Genomic DNA, 17,297 nt, shown 5'->3' with positions numbered 1-17,297 from the left:
CCTCTTACTGTCTGACAAATCGTTGCACAGAAATTTCATCCATACTTAATTGCTCCAGACGACTTTCCTCAACTACAAACTGCATTCGTTTCTTCTCACGAATTTTTTCATGCTTTTTGTGCTCAAATGAGGCATCTAGAAGTAATTGGTGTTTCTCTTCCATCTGGGCTCTGGCAAGCTGCGTTCGTTTTTGTTGCTTCACAATCGCTTCTTGAAGAAATAACATACTAGCTTGAATCGATTGAATATCGAGTACAGACACCAAGCTGGATAGCTTTGTTCGTGCATCTTCCTCAAGTGCTTCTTTTCGTTTGAGTAAATGGTAAAGCTCTGTCGCTACCTCTTCAAAGGTTTTTACAGCACTTGAATATATATTTTCAGCTTCTTCCTTCTCTCGCTCTTTTAAATCCATAAGTTTCTGTAAGGAATAGCGAAATTGCAAGTTAGGAACCTCCTTAGAATCGTTCAATTAATTGTCTTTCTGTCTGATCAAATGTTACTTGCTCGCTTGTCGCTTGCTTAATGAAAGCTAGTATTTCAGGGTGCTGTGCCACCGCTTCATCAAGCTTCGCATTTGATCCTCTTTTGTACGCACCGATTGAAATTAAATCCTCTGCATCTGTATAGATCGACAACAATTCACGTAACGTAGCAGCGGCTGACAAATGCTGACTAGACACAATGTCACTCATGACACGCGACACACTTTTTAACACATGAATCGCAGGAAATTGACCTTTATTTGCCAATTGACGATCTAAAACAAGGTGCCCATCGAGGATGCCTCGAACAGCATCAGCGATCGGTTCGTTCATATCATCTCCATCTACAAGCACCGTGTAAAAGGCTGTAATGCTACCGTGCTCGTTTGTACCTGAACGTTCTAAAAGCTTCGGCAACATTGCGAATACAGAAGGTGGATACCCTTTTGTTGTTGGTGGTTCACCAATGGCAAGCCCAATCTCACGCTGAGCCATCGCGAATCGTGTGACTGAATCCATCATCAAGTTCACACTTAGTCCCTGGTCCCTGAAATATTCAGCCACAGCTGTTGCAGTCAGTGCTCCCTTCACTCGCATAAGAGCAGGTTGATCGGATGTTACAACGAGAAGGACTGTTTTTTTCATCCCTTCTTCGCCTAAATCCCGTTCAACAAAGTCTCGCACCTCACGTCCACGTTCTCCAATAAGAGCAATGACATTCACATCAGCAGTTGAGTATTTTGCGATCATGGCAAGTAACGTACTTTTTCCTACACCACTTCCTGCAAAGATACCCATTCGCTGTCCTTTGCCTACACTAAACAATCCATCGATTACACGAACACCTAGCTCCAATCGCTCGGTAATTCGAGGGCGTTGTAATGGGTTTGGTGGAGACTGCTCTACGGGAACCCAAGCCATTGGTTCTTGCCTAATTGCACTAGTTAACGGCTGACCTAGTGCATCGATAATTTGACCAATTAAACTAGGTCCAACCGGAACGCTTAGCGGCTTTTCTGTGCATTCAACCAAATTACCTGGTGCAATCTCGACCGTATCTGAAAATGGCATTAATAATACGTTACTTTCTTTAAACCCAACAACCTCAGCTTGAATTCTCCCACTTCCATCTCTTCCGGAGTGAATAAAACAAATATCCCCTACTGCAGCGATAGGACCTGTGGATTCAATGGTTAAGCCTACAACACGTGTGACCTTGCCATACCACTTTCTCGTCGACATTGCTTGGACTGAATCAACTAGCGCTTGATTGATCATGACTATGTTCCTCTTGAAGTTTTAGCAACTGTCCCTTTAATTCTTCAAGCTGTTGATCAATTGACGTGGTTAACCTGCCCTGTTTTGTCTCAATCCTACACGCATTCTCTTGAAGCGTAAGATCTGGGACTAAAGAGAAGTCACTACCAGGCGGTAAGACTGTAAGCAGCTCATGCTTTTGATGAATCACCTTTTCATACCAGGTTGGGTGAACAAAAAGCTGAATGTCATTATGGTCTCTAGCTTCAAGAACTTGCCCTTTTAAAAATTGAAGAAGCGTCTCATCAGATGTGATTTCCTTACCCAAGATCTTCTTAGCTATTGCACAAGCAAGTTGAATCATTTCGGGTTCAGCACCTTTTAACTTCTGGACTTTTTCTCGGGTTGCTTGCTCAATCACTGACTGTGCTTCTATAATTTTGTCGCTATACGTTGCCCAAGCAGCTTGCTCGCCTTCTTGATAACCTGCTTCATAACCTTTAGCCCGGTGCTCTTCAAACAATTGTTCTGCCTGAAGCGCCATTTCCTTTTCTTTTCGTTCAAATAGTTCCGTTAGTTGTTCAGATTGAAGTTCCGCCCGGGCCATCATGTCTTGCGCTTGATTTTCCATTTCAAGCAACCGATCTTCGGCAAGTTGTTGCGCTGTTTCGAGCTCATCAACTGCTGGCTCAACGTCCATCCAATTGTTGGTTTTGTTCCACAATGGCTTAATGGCGATACTACGCTTTGTTTGAAGGGTCGCATCTACTTTAGACTTAATAATCCTAGACAAGAACGTCATCTCCTCCGCCTCTTGCAACTACAATTTCCCCTGACTCTTCTAACTTACGGATCACTGCTACAATGCGAGATTGTGCTTCCTCTACATCACGCAACCTGACAGGTCCCTTGTATTCCATTTCGTCCCGGAAAGCATCTGCCATACGTTGTGACATATTACCGAATACGATGTCTTTAACTTCCTCACTCGCTACCTTCAGAGATAACTGTAAATCTTCATTTTCTACATCACGAATGATTCGTTGAATGGAGCGATTATCAAGCGTAACAATGTCCTCAAAGACAAACATTCTCTTTTTAATTTCTTCAGCTAATTCTGGGTCTTGTATCTCAAGCGCATCTAAAATAGTGCGCTCCGTTGAACGATCTACACCATTTAACACTTCTACAACTGCTTCTACGCCTCCAGCCTCGGTGTAGTCTTGAGTCACAGACTGTGAAAGCTTTTCTTCGAGAATCATTTCTACTTGGCTTACGATTTCAGGAGACGTACTATCCATGATGGCAATCCGTCTTGCCACATCTGCTTGTACCTCCTGTGGAAGTTCCGATAATATTTGTCCAGCTTGCGCCGAATCTAAGTAGGACAAAATCAAGGCAATTGTCTGTGGATGCTCGTGCTGGATAAAATTTAGAATCTGGTTTGGATCTGCTTTGCGGGCAAAATCAAATGGTCTCACTTGTAGTGTTGACGTTAGCCGATTAATAATCTGCATGGCGTTTTCTTCTCCAAGTGCCTTTTCTAAGATACTTTTGGCGTAACCAATTCCTCCTTGAGAGATGTAGTCTTGAGCCATCACGATATGGTGAAATTGTTCAAGTACCTCATCTTTTACAGAGCTTTCTACTTTGCGAATATTTGAAATTTCCAAGGAGAGTTGTTCAATCTCCTCTTCTGTTAAGTGCTTATAAATTTGAGCTGAGACGTCTGGCCCAAGAGAGATGAGTAAAACAGCCGCTTTTTGTCTGCCCGTTAATTCTTTGTTTGAAGCTCTTGCCACTTCTCTGCCTCCTCTTAATCTTCAGATAACCAAGAACGTAATAGCTTCGAGAATTCTTCTGGTTTTTCTTTTGCCATGTTTTCTAGTTGTTTACGCTTTTCATGAGCAGGCCCACTTCCTTCAACAGGTAGATCAGGGACCTCCTCAGTCGGAAGGGCGACTGAGTCTAATGTTGCTTCTTCCAGTGATTCCTCTAACGCCACTTGCTTTCTACTTCTAGTGAGCATAACAACTAAAATTATGACAACTACTGCAAGTACAGCTGCTAATGCATATAACCAGGTTGGAATGGCTTGGCCATTATCCGTTGCTACTTCCTCTGCTTTTCCCGCAAATTGATGAGATGTTACAACAATTTTTGAGTTTATATCATCCTGACTTAATGGCTGTCCATCTACTTCAGGTAATGTAGTTCGAACAATCGTTCCTAAGATTTGTTGGATGTCAGCGATTTGCTGAGCTGGAATGGCATCCATACCTTCAGGAGGCTCGAGCATAACTTGTACGCCAACATTTCTTATTTGATAAGGGCTTTCTGTAATCTCACGGTTAATCCGGTTGACCTCATTATTAATTCGATCTTCCGTACGCTCCCACTCAGAATTTTCATTGCCTTCTCCTTCAACATAGTTAGGAATTCCTTCTCCTGTTCCAGCTGTTCCACCTTCAGGTATCGTGCCTTCACCGGTATATGCTTCTGAGATCCGCTCAACACTTACAGCGATTCCTTCCATGTTTTCTTCATCGACAGGCTCTACTAGTTGCTCCGTTCGATTTTCTTGAGTAAAGTCAATATCTGTTGTGACAGAGATTAAAACTTTATCTGGACCAATCATTGTTCCGAGCATTTGTTGAAGATTGCGCGTCATATCCTGTTCTATTTCTTTTTGGATTCCACGTTGCTGTTCAAATGCAGCAAGTGTTGAATCTCCGGCCGATCCAGCATCGTATCCGTATGAATTAAAATTTTGATCTGAAATAACGATATTTTCTATAGGTAAATTAGGTACACTTTTTGATATTAAATGATAGAGCCCTCTTACTCTTTCTTGGTCCAGCTGTGTGCCTAGTTTAAGGTCTAGAACAACAGCTGCAGTAGCAGACTCTTGAGAGGAGTTTAACCACACACTCTCTTCTGGTAATGTAATGACGACGTTCGCATTTTGAACCCCATCAATGTTCTTAATTAAATTTGCAATCTCTGTTTGCATAGCTGCGCGTTCCATAACTGAAAACTCATTGTCAGTCATACCAAACCCAGATGAGTCAGAAAAGATCGAGTAATCTATGCTACCACTTTGAGGAAGTCCTTCCGCGGCTAATTCGACTTTTAACGAATCTACTTGATTGTCCGGAACCTCAATTGTCATTCCATCTTTTGATACACGGGATGGAATTCCTTTTCCATCTAATGTTTCTTTGATTTGTCCGGTTTCTTGTAATGAAAGTTGGCTGTAAAGCGGTACAAAATTTTGTTTTGTACTGAAGTATGTAAGTGCCGCAGCCATTATTAGAATGAGAATAAGTCCTGCAACAAGCCATATCTTCTGCCGAGGCTCTCTCTCAGTCCAGTAAGTTATTACTGCATTCTTATATCTTGCGATTGTCTCGTTCATGCGACCTCCTGGCACCCCTGCAAACGTATTTCATACAACGATTGAATTAAACTTGCATTCTCATTATTTCTTGATAGGCTTCAACCATTTTATTGCGTATTTCAATAGTTGCTTGAAGCGATACTGATGCCTTTTGACCTGTAATCATGACATCATGTAACTCTACCGGTTTTCCTAAAGCAAGAGCTTCTGTTTTTTGACTTGACTCATTTTGCAGGGTATTAACTTCTGAGAGCGCTTGACCTAGCATGGCTTTAAAGCTCTCTTGCGCCTCTCCTGAAGAGACTGTTTCTACCTGGCGCTTGACCGCTTGACCGACTTGCATAGGACTTTGAATCGAATTCAATTCCATCTAAAACCCTCCTATTTCCCAATCTCCAGTGTTTTGAGTAACATATTTTTTGAAGCATTTAAGGCCGTTACATTCGCTTCATACGATCGTGTTGCTCCCATTAGATCAACCATTTCACGCAATGGATCCACATTAGGCATTTGAACAAATCCATCTTCATTTGCATCTGGATGATCTGGTTGAAAGACTAGCTTAAATGGTGTGTTGTCTCGCTCGATAGCTGATACTTTTACACCTTTTAGCTCGTTATGTAAGAATGATTGGAAGTCTTGTTTAGACTGATTAGGTGTGAGGGAAACCATCTTTCGCCTGTAAGGTTGCCATTCACCGTCCACAAGCTCCCCTCGTGTCGTTTCTGCATTTGCCATATTTGATGAAACAACATCCATTCTTAGACGGTTCGCTGTTAAAGCTGAGGCACTAGCATGAAATCCTGTAAATATCGACACTCTATTTACCTCCTCTAATCACAGATTGAAGAGAAGAGAACCTGCCATTCATTCTCTCAATCAGTGCATTATATTGAATTTGATTTTCTGCAAGACTTGCCATTTCTTTATCGATATCTACTCCATTTCCATTATGGTGATACCGATCTTTTAGTCCACTTAACCTAGTTGAACCTGAATCGCTTCCTTTAAATTCATAATGGTTCGTATGCGTTTTATATGCACCGATTGAGGGTTCGCTTAATGCATTTTCTAAAGTCTGTGAGAACGGCACTTGTTTCGCTTTGTAACCAGGTGTATCTGCGTTTGCAACATTATCTGCGATCATTGACTGCTTTTGCTGCGCTTGATTCAAACCTAGTTCAATAGACCGAAATGACGTACCAGAAAAAAGATCCATGACGTTTCTCCCTTCCATTCGTACAAAATCGACATAATTATTCAAAATCACTACAACTTTTTCACTACTTATAAGGAAATTGTACTTAAATCTAATACTATTGTCTAACGAAGTTTTTTAAAAACACAGTATTTACTATTAAGTACCCACGAAATAATGTCTATATAAATTCAATAATATGTAAATTAAAGCTAATTTTTTTTGTTAACGCTTTACTTTGTTATTATTATTAAAAAAAATCAGCAAAAATACCTATTTCATCACGCCCATGTATTAATTGAATCGACATATTTATCTCTTATTTAACTAGTAAAAAATAGCTAACCCATACATCACTAGATACGCATATGAAAAACCTCTGAGCCATTTGGCTCAGAGGTTTTAACATATATATTAATACAGCTTATTTTGCTTTCATACGTTCTAGTTCATTTAAGAACTTATCGTTTAATACCTTGATGTATGTTCCCTTCATACCTAAAGAACGAGATTCAATGACACCTGCACTTTCAAGTTTACGAAGTGCATTTACAATTACAGAACGCGTAATTCCTACACGATCAGCCACTTTACTTGCAACAAGAAGACCTTCACGTCCATCAAGCTCCTCAAAAATGTGCTCAACTGCTTCTAGCTCGCTGTAAGATAGTGAACTGATTGCCATTTGTACAACCGCTTTGCTGCGAGCTTCTTCTTCAATTTCTTGCGTTTTTTCATGAAGAATTTCCATCCCAACAACTGTTGCCCCGTATTCAGCAAGTATTAAGTCGTCATCGTTAAAAGAATCATTTAATCTAGACAGAATTAATGTTCCTAAACGTTGACCTCCACCTTTAATTGGCACAATGGTAGTAAGACCAGATTTAAAAAGATCTTTGTTTTCAATAGGGAAAGCTGTATATTCACTTTCAATGTCGATGTTAGCCGATGTTTCATCTACTTTAAAAAGACCTTCTGTGTATTCTTGTGGAAACTGTTTTTCTTCAAACATTTTCTTCATACGGTCATTCTCAATTTCCTGGTGAATTGAAAATCCAAGTAAACGTCCGCGACGGCTTAGGACGTATACATTTGAGCTTATTGTTTCCGCTAGTGTTTGAGCCATATCACGAAAACTTACGTGCTGACCACCTGACTTTTGTAGCATATCGTTAATTTTACGTGATCTTGATAATAAATCCATCTTCTTAATCTCCTCCAACGAATCGTTCGTTTTATAAAATAAATTGACTTAAATCTTTGTTTCTTGCAATGGATGCAAGCTTTTCATCTACGTACTCTGGAGTAATTGTAATTTCCTCCATTGTAATATCTGGAGCTTCAAATGATAGATCCTCAAGTAGACGTTCGAGTAAAGTATGCAATCTACGTGCTCCGATATTTTCCGTATCCTGATTTACTTCTGAAGCGATAACCGCGATCTTACGAACAGCATCGTCTGTAAACGTAATTTTAATACCTTCCGTTTCAAGTAAAGCCTGATATTGCTTTAATAAGGCATTATCGGGTTCTAATAGAATTCGCACAAAATCATCTACACTAAGGTTTGATAATTCCACTCGAATCGGGAAGCGCCCTTGTAGCTCCGGAATCAGATCAGAAGGCTTAGACATGTGGAAAGCTCCAGCGCCAATAAATAGAATATGATCGGTTTTAACGGCTCCGTGCTTTGTTACCACAGTGGAACCTTCAACGATTGGTAAAATGTCTCGTTGAACACCTTCTCTAGATACATCGGCTGACTGCTGACTTTTTCCAGCTACTTTGTCTATCTCATCAATAAATATAATTCCTAGCTGCTCAGCACGGTGAATGGCCTCTTGATTCACTTCATCCATATCAATTAACTTTTGCGCCTCTTCTTCAATAAGAATCTTCCGCGCATCAGAAACTGGTAGCTTACGTTTCTTTTTCTTTTTTGGCATTAGATTTCCGAACATTTCTTGCATGTTCATACCCATCTGCTCCATGCCTGCTCCTTGAAACATATCCATCATTTGTTGACTTTGCTCTGACACCTCAATGGTAACTAAACGATCCTCAAGCTCCCCAAGCGCTAGCTTATGAGCCATCTTTCGTTTAAGCTCTTTTTGAGATAGCTCCTCTTCCGACTCTTGCTCCTCTTCATTTGTATCATCATTTGAAAAGAATGCCTCAAACGGATTTTTAACAGCTGATTTTCGTTTCCCGGAAGGAACCAGCAAATCAACAATTCGTTTGTTTGCAAGATCTTCAGCTGGCCCACGAACGGTTTGAAGTCGTTCGTCTTTTACAAGCCGGACACTTGTATCAACCAGATCTCGTACCATCGACTCAACATCACGACCTACATACCCAACCTCAGTAAACTTAGTAGCTTCTACCTTTGCAAAAGGTGCACCAACAAGCTTAGCGAGTCTACGAGCAATCTCTGTTTTACCGACTCCAGTCGGGCCAATCATTAAGATATTTTTCGGAGTGATCTCATCTCTCAGCTTGTCAGTTAACATACTGCGACGGTAACGGTTACGCAGGGCAATGGCAACCGATTTTTTGGCTCCCTCTTGTCCTACGATATATTGGTTTAAGCGATTAACTATGTCTCTTGGTGTTAATGAGTCCTTCATCAATTGCTCATCTCCCTTCAGCCTACTCAAGCTCCTCAAGCACAATCTGATCATTGGTGTACACACAAATCTCGCCAGCTGTTTCCAAAGCAGCCTTCGCAATCTCTTTGGCACTCAGTGCAGGTGCATTTTTTTTCAAAGCTCTACCTGCAGCTAAAGCATAGTTACCACCTGAACCAATGGCTAAAATTCCGTCATCTGGCTCAATGACTTCACCTGTTCCTGAAACCAGTAATATTTGGTCCTTATCCATCACAATAATCATGGCTTCAAGCTTTCGTAGGACTCGATCGCTGCGCCATTCTTTAGCCAGCTCCACTGATGCACGCTGCAAATTGCCGTTGTATTCTTCCAGCTTTCCTTCAAATTTCTCGAAAAGCGTGAATGCGTCTGCGACAGAACCTGCAAACCCCGCAAGCACTTTGCCTCCAAAAATACGTCTGACCTTTTTGGCTGTGTGCTTCATGACCACCGCGTTCCCAAAAGTGACTTGACCGTCACCTGACATCGCAGACTTCCCTTGATGCTGTACAGCGAAAATGGTTGTAGCATGAAATTGATCCATATTCTGACCTCCTCTTGCAACATTATGCACGTGGATGATGATTCATATATACATCTCGTAAACGATCCTTAGATACATGCGTATAAACCTGAGTTGTGGAGAGGTGTTCATGTCCAAGTAAGTCTTGAACTACCCTTAGATCTGCACCGTTGTTGAGGAGATGAGTGGCAAATGAATGCCTTAACTTATGGGGACTAATTCGGTGGTATAAAGAAGCTTCTTCCATTCTCTTTGTAAGAATGGTTCGATAACTCCGCTCCGATAATCCATTTCCTCGGTAGTTTAGAAAGAGTAAATTCGTTTGAGTCGGACTCTTTTCTTGTAAGCTAGGTCTTCCTTGCTCAAGATAACGGAGAATTGCATGGATGGCATAGGAACCTACCGGAACATACCGTTCTTTTTTCCCTTTCCCATACACAAGTGCCGTACCAAGCGAAAAATCAAGATGACTCATCTCTAACAAGCAGCATTCGCTCACGCGCATACCTGTAGCATAGATCAACTCTAAGATCGCTCGGTCTCGTAAATCAATTGGACGTTCGCCTTTTATCCCTTCAAACAACTTCTGCATTTCCTCTTCGTATAGGAATTGAGGTAGTTTGCTGTCTGCTTTAGGAAGAGATGCGTGTGCAAATACATTTTCCTGAAGGATACCCTCTCTTTTTAAAAAGCGACAGAAGCTTCGCATTGCAGATAACTTACGAGAAATCGTTTTTTTGGCATATTTCCGTTCATGCAAAACGGTTAAATACGTACGTAACACTGGATATGTAACGTCTTTTAACGAAGACACAGCTTCCTTTTTCATAAAGAGATAAAATGCTTCAATGTCTCTTGCGTAATTTGATAACGTATGAGGTGAGCAACCCTTCTCAATTTGTAAGTATCGCATAAAGAGTTCAACCCACTGCTGTTCCGGCTTCTGGTCCAAACCACTCACCTCTTCTAGGCTTCTAAATTCTATCACGCAGTACAATCAAAAACAACGATATTCACATTTCTTTCATAAAATTCTGAATTGTACCTAATGCACGCTCAGCAAGCTGTTCGTACCGTTCTTTTTTTGATTTGATCCGTTCTTCAAGTGGTCTTAATAAACCAAAGTTCGCATTAATCGGCTGGAAGTTCTTTTTCGCTTCTGTTGTAATGTATTCAGCCATGGCTCCAAGAATGGTTTCTTCAGGAAACACAAGTAGTTCTTGTCCTTTTACAAGGCGTGCTGCATTAATCCCAGCGATCATACCAGCTGCAGCAGACTCTACATATCCTTCAACCCCCGTAATTTGACCAGCAAAAAATAGATCTTCACGCGTTTTAAATTGATACGTGCGATTTAATAATTTTGGTGAGTTTAAGAATGTATTACGATGCATCACACCATAGCGTACAAAGTCAGCTTGCTCTAACCCTGGAATCAAACGAAAGACTTCTTTTTGAGGTCCCCATTTTAAGTGAGTTTGGAAACCTACCATATTAAATAATGTACCTGATGAATTGTCTTGTCTTAACTGAACAACTGCATAAGGACGTTTCCCTGTCTTCGGATCATCTAAACCAACTGGCTTCATCGGACCAAATAACATGGTTTTTGGACCACGAGCTGCCAGAACTTCAATTGGCATACACCCTTCAAAAAATATTTCTTTCTCAAATTCTTTTAAAGGGACGGTTTCAGCTGAGATTAAGGCTTCATAAAATGTATTAAATTCCTCTTCATTCATTGGGCAATTAAGGTATGCCGCTTCGCCTTTATCGTAACGGCTTTTCAGGTACACCTTGTCACGATCAATTGTTTCCGCATCGATGATTGGTGCGGCTGCATCATAGAAGTACAACGATTCTTCGCCTGTTAGTTCGCGTAGACTTTTAGACAAGCCTTCAGACGTGAGTGGACCGGTTGCGATAATAGTTGGTCCTTCAGGAATCGAATCAATTTCTTCATTAAATACTGTAATGTTAGGGTGATTACGTACTTTCTGTGTGACCGCGTCTGCAAAATCATGTCTGTCAACGGCAAGAGCTCCACCAGCTGGAACTGCCGCTCCATCAGCAGAAGCAATGATTACAGAGTCAAGTCGTCTCATTTCTTCCTTTAGCACGCCAACAGCATTTGTTAATGAATTTCCTCGTAAAGAATTACTACAAACCAATTCTGCAAATTTATCTGTATGATGAGCCGGAGTTTGCTTAACGGGTCTCATCTCGTATAGGTGGACTTGAATTCCTTGTTTTGCTATTTGCCAAGCAGCTTCACTGCCCGCTAAACCTGCGCCGATTACCGTAATAACTGGTTGTTCCATCTAAACATTCACCTTTCTTTTCTAGCTTGCTTATAGAATAGTACACGTACCAAACAGGACTGTCCAGCATAAATCATTTTTTTGATTCAGACAGCCCTGTTCTCTTCATTTAGTTCGTATCTTTTTCAGAATAATCACATGAAACACATTGCACTTGAACACCTTTTTTCAATTTCTTTTCAACAAGTAGTGAACTACATTTTGGACAAGGGCGAGAGATGGGTTTATCCCAGGAAACAAATTCACATTCTGGGTAACGATCACATCCATAAAAGATTCGACGTTTTTTACTTTTACGTTCAACGATATTGCCCTCTTTACAGGTTGGGCACTTCACGCCAATATCTTTCACGATCGCTTTTGTATTGCGACAGTCAGGAAAATTTGAACAAGCCATAAATTTGCCGTAACGGCCCATTTTATAAACCATCTCCGAACCGCATTTTTCACAAGTCTCACCAGCAGGTTCGTCTTTAATTTCAACTTCCTTCATTTGTTCTTCTGCCACACTTAATCGTTTCTCAAACCCTTGATAGAAGCTGTCAATAACCTTGATCCATTGATCTTTTCCATCTTCTATGGAGTCTAGATCCGTTTCCATTTTAGCCGTGAATTTCACATCTAAAATCTCTGGGAAAAAGTCAACGATCAGCTCTAACACAATATCCCCAAGTTCAGTTGGAATAAATCGCTTCTCACTGAGTGCAACGTACCCACGTCTTTGGATTGTATCTAAGGTAGGAGCATACGTTGAAGGTCGGCCTATACCCAGCTCTTCCATCGTTTTGACTAGTCTTGCTTCAGTATAACGTGGTGGCGGCTGAGTAAAGTGCTGAGTCGGATCAAGATCTTTTTGCTGGACCGTCTGACCTTCTTCAAGGTTAGGCAACAATTTATCTTCTTCCTTCTTACCATCATCGTTCCCTTCAATATAAACCTTCATAAAGCCTGGGAATTTCACTTTAGAGCCAGTTGCTCTGAATAACACACCATTATTGTTAAGATCAACGGTCATTGTATCCATGATCGCTGGCGCCATTTGACTAGATACCAGTCGCTCCCAGATTAATTTATAAAGTCTTAATTGATCTCGAGATAAATAAGCTTTCATTTCCTTAGGGTCGTAATTAACCGATGTCGGGCGAATCGCTTCATGCGCATCCTGCGTTTTCTGGTCTTTTTTCACGCTACGTGCCCCTTGAGCCACATACTCTTTTCCATAAGTGTTCTCAATATACGTCTTCGTTTCTTCTTTGGCTGTATCGGAAATACGTGTTGAATCTGTACGCATATACGTAATCAATCCAACCGTTCCCTGCTTACCTAAGTCAATTCCTTCATATAACTGTTGGGCAATCATCATCGTTTTCTTTGCTCTGAAGTTCAGCTTTCTAGCAGCTTCTTGTTGCAAAGAAGACGTAGTGAAAGGAGCAACTGGGTTTCGTTTGCGTTCTTTTTTCTTAACGGATTCAACATCGTAGTTTTTCCCTTTAAGTCGAGCGAGTACCTCATTTACTTCTTGTTCAGATCCAAGTTCTTTCTTCTTACCATCTACTCCGTAAAACTTTGCTTCAAATTCATCCTTGTTTAAAAGAAATTTCCCCGGGATACTCCAGTATTCTTCCGGTTTAAACGCTTGAATTTCTTTCTCACGATCAATGATCATTTTTACAGCAACAGACTGAACTCTTCCTGCACTTAATCCTTTTTTCACTTTCTTCCATAATAATGGACTAATGTTATAACCAACGAGTCGATCAAGAATACGTCGGGCTTGCTGTGCATCTACTAAGTCCATATTGATCGGACGAGGTGTTTTAAATGCGTCTTTTATCGCTTGTTTAGTAATTTCATTAAATACGACACGACAATCAGAATGTTCATCTATATCTAAGCTATGAGCCAAATGCCAAGCAATGGCTTCCCCTTCTCTGTCGGGGTCAGCTGCAAGATAAACTTTTTTCACTTTTTTAGCTGCTGTCTTTAAATCTTTTAAAACGGGTCCTTTTCCACGAATCGTAATATACCTTGGTTCAAAGTCATTGGATACATCAACACCCATCTGACTTTTTGGTAAATCCCTTACATGTCCCATTGACGCTTTAACAATATACTTTTTTCCTAAGTACTTACCAATGGTCTTTGCTTTGGCGGGAGATTCCACGATTACTAAATAATCGGCCATATAGCCACTCCCTCTCGTCTATAAATGAAATCTCCCTCATTATTAAACACACATTTGCTATTTGTCAAACATAAGAAAAAGGTTTTAAGTCTTTTTTTGCCATCATTTCGGTTTATTTCAACCATTTCTAATTTCTTTTTTCTTACTCTGCTTCATATTCTTCTATAATATCTTCTGCAGTTAAGACTAGCTTTGCACCTTGTTGAATTAAACGATTTGTTCCTTTAGATAAAGGAGAAAAAAGAGGGCCAGGAGCTGCAAACACATCTCTTCCTTGTTCAAGGGCTTGATCTGCGCTAATTAATGAGCCACTACGCTCAGCTGCTTCAATCACTAGTAAACCTTTAGATAACCCACTGATGATTCGATTTCGTGCGGGAAATTGCCATTTTTGTGGAGATGTCGACGGGGGATACTCAGTGATAACCAAATGCTCAGTCACAAGATGTTCATAAAGTACGAGATTTTCTTTTGGGTAAATGAATTGAAAACCCGATCCCATAACCGCTATGGTCTTACCATTCTGTTTGATTGCTTCAATATGAGCAAGACGATCAATTCCTTTTGCCATCCCACTGACAATCACAAAACCTTCTTGAACTATACGAGGAAATAATGTTTGTATGCTTTTTAGACCAAGTTCGGTTGCTTTTCTTGTTCCTACTACACCGAGTGGTTTTGGTGTGTGAAGTAGCTGTTTGTCACCCTTCGCTAAGATCACCCAAGGTGGGTCGTAGATTTGCTTTAACTGTAAGGGATATTCTTGATCTACAAAGCTGATGGCGTGTATATCGTGTTGGGAGTATTGATACAGCGTGACTTCTGGTGAGTGCCGATGAAGGTCATGATAAAACACTTGAGGGTGTGTAAGAGCTGGGTGAAATAATGAAGAGAGTTGCTTGAGGGTCATAGAGAAGATGCGTGTAAGTGAAGGATCTTTTAACAATAGCTGAGATAGCTTGGACCAAGTCATTCCTCTACAGCTGTGAAGGTGGATTAAACGGGTTCTAAAATCAGGCAGTGTTCATCCCTTCCTTTCTATTAAAGATTGATAGCAAAATAGACCGATAGGGAGTGAGAATTAAACAAATAAACGTTCAGTTCTCTTGCCCCTATTCGGTCAATTTCTTATTTGATTATCGAACAATTACTTCGTTGCTTCGTGTGTTGTACACGCTTCAAGAAGGTTATTTTCTTTAAGTGCAGCAACAAGTGTATCACCCATATCAGATGGTGTTGCAGCTACTTTAATTCCGCAGCTTTCAAGAGTTTTGATCTTCTCAGAAGCTGTACCTTTACCACCAGAGATGATCGCACCGGCATGGCCCATACGCTTACCTGGAGGAGCTGTTTTCCCGCCGATAAAACCGACTACAGGTTTCGTCATATTTGCCTTAACCCATTCAGCCGCTTCTTCTTCAGCTGTTCCGCCAATTTCACCAATCATGATGACAGCATACGTATCTGGATCTTCATTAAATAGTTTAAGAGTGTCGATAAAGTCTGTTCCGTTAACAGGGTCCCCACCGATTCCTACAGCTGAAGATTGACCAATACCTGCAGTAGATAGCTGATGAACCGCTTCGTACGTTAACGTACCAGATCTTGAAACAACACCCACATGACCCTTTTTGTGGATGTATCCTGGCATAATACCAATCTTACATTCGTCAGGTGTAATGACACCAGGGCAGTTCGGTCCAATTAGGCGAGTATTCTTACCTTCTAGGTAACGTTTTACATCTACCATATCAAGTACTGGAATACCTTCCGTAATACAAATCGCTAGCTCAATGCCTGCGTCAGCTGCTTCCATAATCGCATCTGCTGCGAATGCAGGTGGTACGTAGATCACTGAAGCATTTGCTCCTGTTGCACGAACAGCTTCTTCTACAGTATTAAATACTGGAATGCCTTCAATTTCCGTTCCACCCTTACCAGGTGTTACTCCACCTACAACATTTGTACCGTATTCAACGGCTTGTTTTGTATGAAAAAGACCTGTTGCTCCTGTAATACCTTGAACAAGTACTTTTGTATCTTTATTAATGAGGATACTCATGTCTCCACGTCCCGCCTTTCTATTTCACTAGAGCTACGATTTTTTGTGCACCATCAGCCATTGAATCTGCAGCGGTGATATTTAAACCAGATTCTTTAAGAATCTTCTTACCAAGTTCAACATTTGTTCCTTCTAAACGAACAACTAATGGAATTTCAAGACCCACTTCTTTTGTGGCTGCAATAACACCTTCAGCGATAATGTCACACTTCATGATTCCGCCAAAGATATTAACAAAGATCCCTTTAACATTCGTATCAGATAGTATGATTTTGAATGCTTCCGTTACTTTTTCAGCTGTTGCGCCACCACCTACATCTAGGAAGTTAGCTGGATCACCACTGTAATGCTTGATGATATCCATTGTAGCCATTGCAAGTCCTGCACCATTAACCATGCAACCAATATTTCCATCTAAAGAAATATAGCTTAGATCATGTTTAGATGCTTCGATTTCTTTTACATCCTCTTCTTCCAAATCACGGAATTCAAGAATATCTTTTTGTCTATATAGAGCATTTGAGTCAAAATTCATTTTAGCGTCCAGAGCCATTACTTTGCCATCGCCAGTTGTAACGAGCGGGTTAATTTCTGCAATGGAGCAATCTTTTTCAACAAAGACTTTGTATAGACCAAGCATAAACTTAACAGCTTGACCAACAAGTTCTTTAGGTATATTAATGTTGAAAGCAAGACGACGAGCTTGGAAGCCTTGAAGACCTACAGCCGGATCAATTACTTCCTTGAAGATTTTTTCAGGTGTAGCCTCAGCCACTTCTTCAATTTCCGTTCCGCCTTCTTCAGAAGCCATCATAACAACGCTTGATGTTGCACGATCTAAAACGAGTCCGATGTAGTACTCATTCTTAATGTCGCAGCCTTCTTCAACAAGTAAGCGCTTAACTTCTTTGCCTTCAGGACCAGTTTGGTGAGTAACAAGAACCTTTCCCAAAATCTCTTCTGCGTATGTACGTACTTCATCGAGATTCTTAGCGACCTTTACTCCACCAGCCTTACCACGGCCACCTGCATGGATCTGTGCTTTCACAACAGATACGCTAGAGCCTAAATCCTTCGCTGCAGAAACAGCTTCTTCTACAGAGAACGCAACCTTGCCGTTCGGAACTGCTACGCCATATTGGCGAAGAAGCTCTTTCCCTTGATACTCATGGATATTCATTCTCTCTCCTGCCTCCTGTCGATTGCATGCGTTTGCATGCC

Annotated in this window: 17 protein-coding genes; all 17 read right to left on the bottom strand. The window is 40.9% G+C overall.

Going from position 1 to position 17,297, the window contains the following annotated elements; all coding sequences use genetic code 11:
* Nucleotides 1–4 precede the first annotated feature (4 nt).
* Complete coding sequence (gene fliJ, locus ACQKKO_RS14475; protein ID WP_498648365.1) at nt 5–442, bottom strand: flagellar export protein FliJ; 438 nt, start codon at nt 440–442, stop codon at nt 5–7.
* A gap of 13 nt (nt 443–455) precedes the next feature.
* On the bottom strand, nt 456–1,760 hold the full coding sequence (gene fliI, locus ACQKKO_RS14470) for a flagellar protein export ATPase FliI (protein WP_498648363.1): 1,305 nt from the start codon (nt 1,758–1,760) through the stop codon (nt 456–458).
* Complete coding sequence (fliH, locus tag ACQKKO_RS14465) at nt 1,738–2,532, bottom strand: flagellar assembly protein FliH (RefSeq protein WP_498648361.1); 795 nt, start codon at nt 2,530–2,532, stop codon at nt 1,738–1,740. The genes fliI and fliH overlap by 23 nt, the downstream gene beginning before the upstream one ends.
* The gene (gene fliG, locus ACQKKO_RS14460) at nt 2,525–3,541 is read right to left on the bottom strand and encodes a flagellar motor switch protein FliG (protein WP_203087237.1); all 1,017 of its coding nucleotides are present in this window, start codon (nt 3,539–3,541) and stop codon (nt 2,525–2,527) included. Before fliG ends, fliH begins: the two co-directional genes overlap by 8 nt.
* A gap of 14 nt (nt 3,542–3,555) precedes the next feature.
* A complete protein-coding gene (fliF, locus tag ACQKKO_RS14455) occupies nt 3,556–5,157 on the bottom strand; it encodes a flagellar basal-body MS-ring/collar protein FliF (RefSeq protein ID WP_498648359.1) in 1,602 nt (533 codons plus the stop codon).
* A 46-nt stretch (nt 5,158–5,203) separates the two neighbouring features.
* Entirely contained in the window at nt 5,204–5,482 is a 279-nt protein-coding gene (gene fliE / locus ACQKKO_RS14450; RefSeq protein ID WP_498648651.1) for a flagellar hook-basal body complex protein FliE, read from the bottom strand.
* Nucleotides 5,483–5,520: 38 nt separating this feature from the next.
* Nucleotides 5,521–5,958 carry a flagellar basal body rod protein FlgC gene (gene flgC, locus ACQKKO_RS14445; protein WP_498648357.1) on the bottom strand — a complete coding sequence of 146 codons (438 nt, stop codon included), beginning with the start codon at nt 5,956–5,958 and terminating at the stop codon, nt 5,521–5,523.
* A gap of 1 nt (nt 5,959) precedes the next feature.
* Nucleotides 5,960–6,358, bottom strand: a complete 399-nt coding sequence (flgB, locus tag ACQKKO_RS14440; RefSeq protein ID WP_498648355.1) for a flagellar basal body rod protein FlgB — start codon at nt 6,356–6,358, stop codon at nt 5,960–5,962.
* A 403-nt stretch (nt 6,359–6,761) separates the two neighbouring features.
* The gene (gene codY / locus ACQKKO_RS14435) at nt 6,762–7,541 is read right to left on the bottom strand and encodes a GTP-sensing pleiotropic transcriptional regulator CodY (RefSeq protein WP_479821541.1); all 780 of its coding nucleotides are present in this window, start codon (nt 7,539–7,541) and stop codon (nt 6,762–6,764) included.
* Nucleotides 7,542–7,572: 31 nt separating this feature from the next.
* A complete protein-coding gene (gene hslU / locus ACQKKO_RS14430) occupies nt 7,573–8,967 on the bottom strand; it encodes an ATP-dependent protease ATPase subunit HslU (protein WP_498648353.1) in 1,395 nt (464 codons plus the stop codon).
* A 19-nt stretch (nt 8,968–8,986) separates the two neighbouring features.
* A complete protein-coding gene (hslV, locus tag ACQKKO_RS14425) occupies nt 8,987–9,529 on the bottom strand; it encodes an ATP-dependent protease subunit HslV (RefSeq protein ID WP_498648350.1) in 543 nt (180 codons plus the stop codon).
* A gap of 22 nt (nt 9,530–9,551) precedes the next feature.
* Nucleotides 9,552–10,460, bottom strand: a complete 909-nt coding sequence (gene xerC / locus ACQKKO_RS14420) for a tyrosine recombinase XerC (RefSeq protein WP_498648348.1) — start codon at nt 10,458–10,460, stop codon at nt 9,552–9,554.
* A 61-nt stretch (nt 10,461–10,521) separates the two neighbouring features.
* On the bottom strand, nt 10,522–11,829 hold the full coding sequence (gene trmFO / locus ACQKKO_RS14415; RefSeq protein ID WP_498648346.1) for an FADH(2)-oxidizing methylenetetrahydrofolate--tRNA-(uracil(54)-C(5))-methyltransferase TrmFO: 1,308 nt from the start codon (nt 11,827–11,829) through the stop codon (nt 10,522–10,524).
* A gap of 109 nt (nt 11,830–11,938) precedes the next feature.
* Nucleotides 11,939–14,014 carry a type I DNA topoisomerase gene (topA, locus tag ACQKKO_RS14410; protein ID WP_498648344.1) on the bottom strand — a complete coding sequence of 692 codons (2,076 nt, stop codon included), beginning with the start codon at nt 14,012–14,014 and terminating at the stop codon, nt 11,939–11,941.
* Nucleotides 14,015–14,156: 142 nt separating this feature from the next.
* On the bottom strand, nt 14,157–14,987 hold the full coding sequence (gene dprA, locus ACQKKO_RS14405) for a DNA-processing protein DprA (RefSeq protein WP_498648342.1): 831 nt from the start codon (nt 14,985–14,987) through the stop codon (nt 14,157–14,159).
* 174 nt (nt 14,988–15,161) lie between these two features.
* On the bottom strand, nt 15,162–16,076 hold the full coding sequence (gene sucD / locus ACQKKO_RS14400) for a succinate--CoA ligase subunit alpha (RefSeq protein ID WP_498648340.1): 915 nt from the start codon (nt 16,074–16,076) through the stop codon (nt 15,162–15,164).
* Nucleotides 16,077–16,095: 19 nt separating this feature from the next.
* Complete coding sequence (gene sucC / locus ACQKKO_RS14395; RefSeq protein ID WP_203087247.1) at nt 16,096–17,256, bottom strand: ADP-forming succinate--CoA ligase subunit beta; 1,161 nt, start codon at nt 17,254–17,256, stop codon at nt 16,096–16,098.
* Nucleotides 17,257–17,297: the final 41 nt, after the last annotated feature.

This window comes from Alkalihalobacillus sp. NPDC127517, assembly GCF_050276055.1.
Lineage (GTDB): Bacteria > Bacillota > Bacilli > Bacillales > Bacillaceae_D > Alkalicoccobacillus.
The sequence above is the reverse complement of the archived record's forward strand: the minus strand, read 5'-3'. Positions and strand labels throughout refer to the sequence as shown.

Excerpts from the sequence above, each read along its gene's own strand:
- fliI (WP_498648363.1), bottom strand. The coding sequence starts at position 1,760 with ATGATCAATCAAGCGCTAGTTGATTCAGTCCAAGCAATGTCGACGAGA.
- fliF (WP_498648359.1), bottom strand. The coding sequence starts at position 5,157 with ATGAACGAGACAATCGCAAGATATAAGAATGCAGTAATAACTTACTGG.
- fliE (WP_498648651.1), bottom strand. The coding sequence starts at position 5,482 with ATGCAAGTCGGTCAAGCGGTCAAGCGCCAGGTAGAAACAGTCTCTTCA.
- flgB (WP_498648355.1), bottom strand. The coding sequence starts at position 6,358 with ATGGATCTTTTTTCTGGTACGTCATTTCGGTCTATTGAACTAGGTTTG.
- codY (WP_479821541.1), bottom strand. The coding sequence starts at position 7,541 with ATGGATTTATTATCAAGATCACGTAAAATTAACGATATGCTACAAAAG.
- hslV (WP_498648350.1), bottom strand. The coding sequence starts at position 9,529 with ATGGATCAATTTCATGCTACAACCATTTTCGCTGTACAGCATCAAGGG.
- trmFO (WP_498648346.1), bottom strand. The coding sequence starts at position 11,829 with ATGGAACAACCAGTTATTACGGTAATCGGCGCAGGTTTAGCGGGCAGT.
- topA (WP_498648344.1), bottom strand. The coding sequence starts at position 14,014 with ATGGCCGATTATTTAGTAATCGTGGAATCTCCCGCCAAAGCAAAGACC.
- dprA (WP_498648342.1), bottom strand. The coding sequence starts at position 14,987 with ATGACTTGGTCCAAGCTATCTCAGCTATTGTTAAAAGATCCTTCACTT.
- sucD (WP_498648340.1), bottom strand. The coding sequence starts at position 16,076 with ATGAGTATCCTCATTAATAAAGATACAAAAGTACTTGTTCAAGGTATT.
- sucC (WP_203087247.1), bottom strand. The coding sequence starts at position 17,256 with ATGAATATCCATGAGTATCAAGGGAAAGAGCTTCTTCGCCAATATGGC.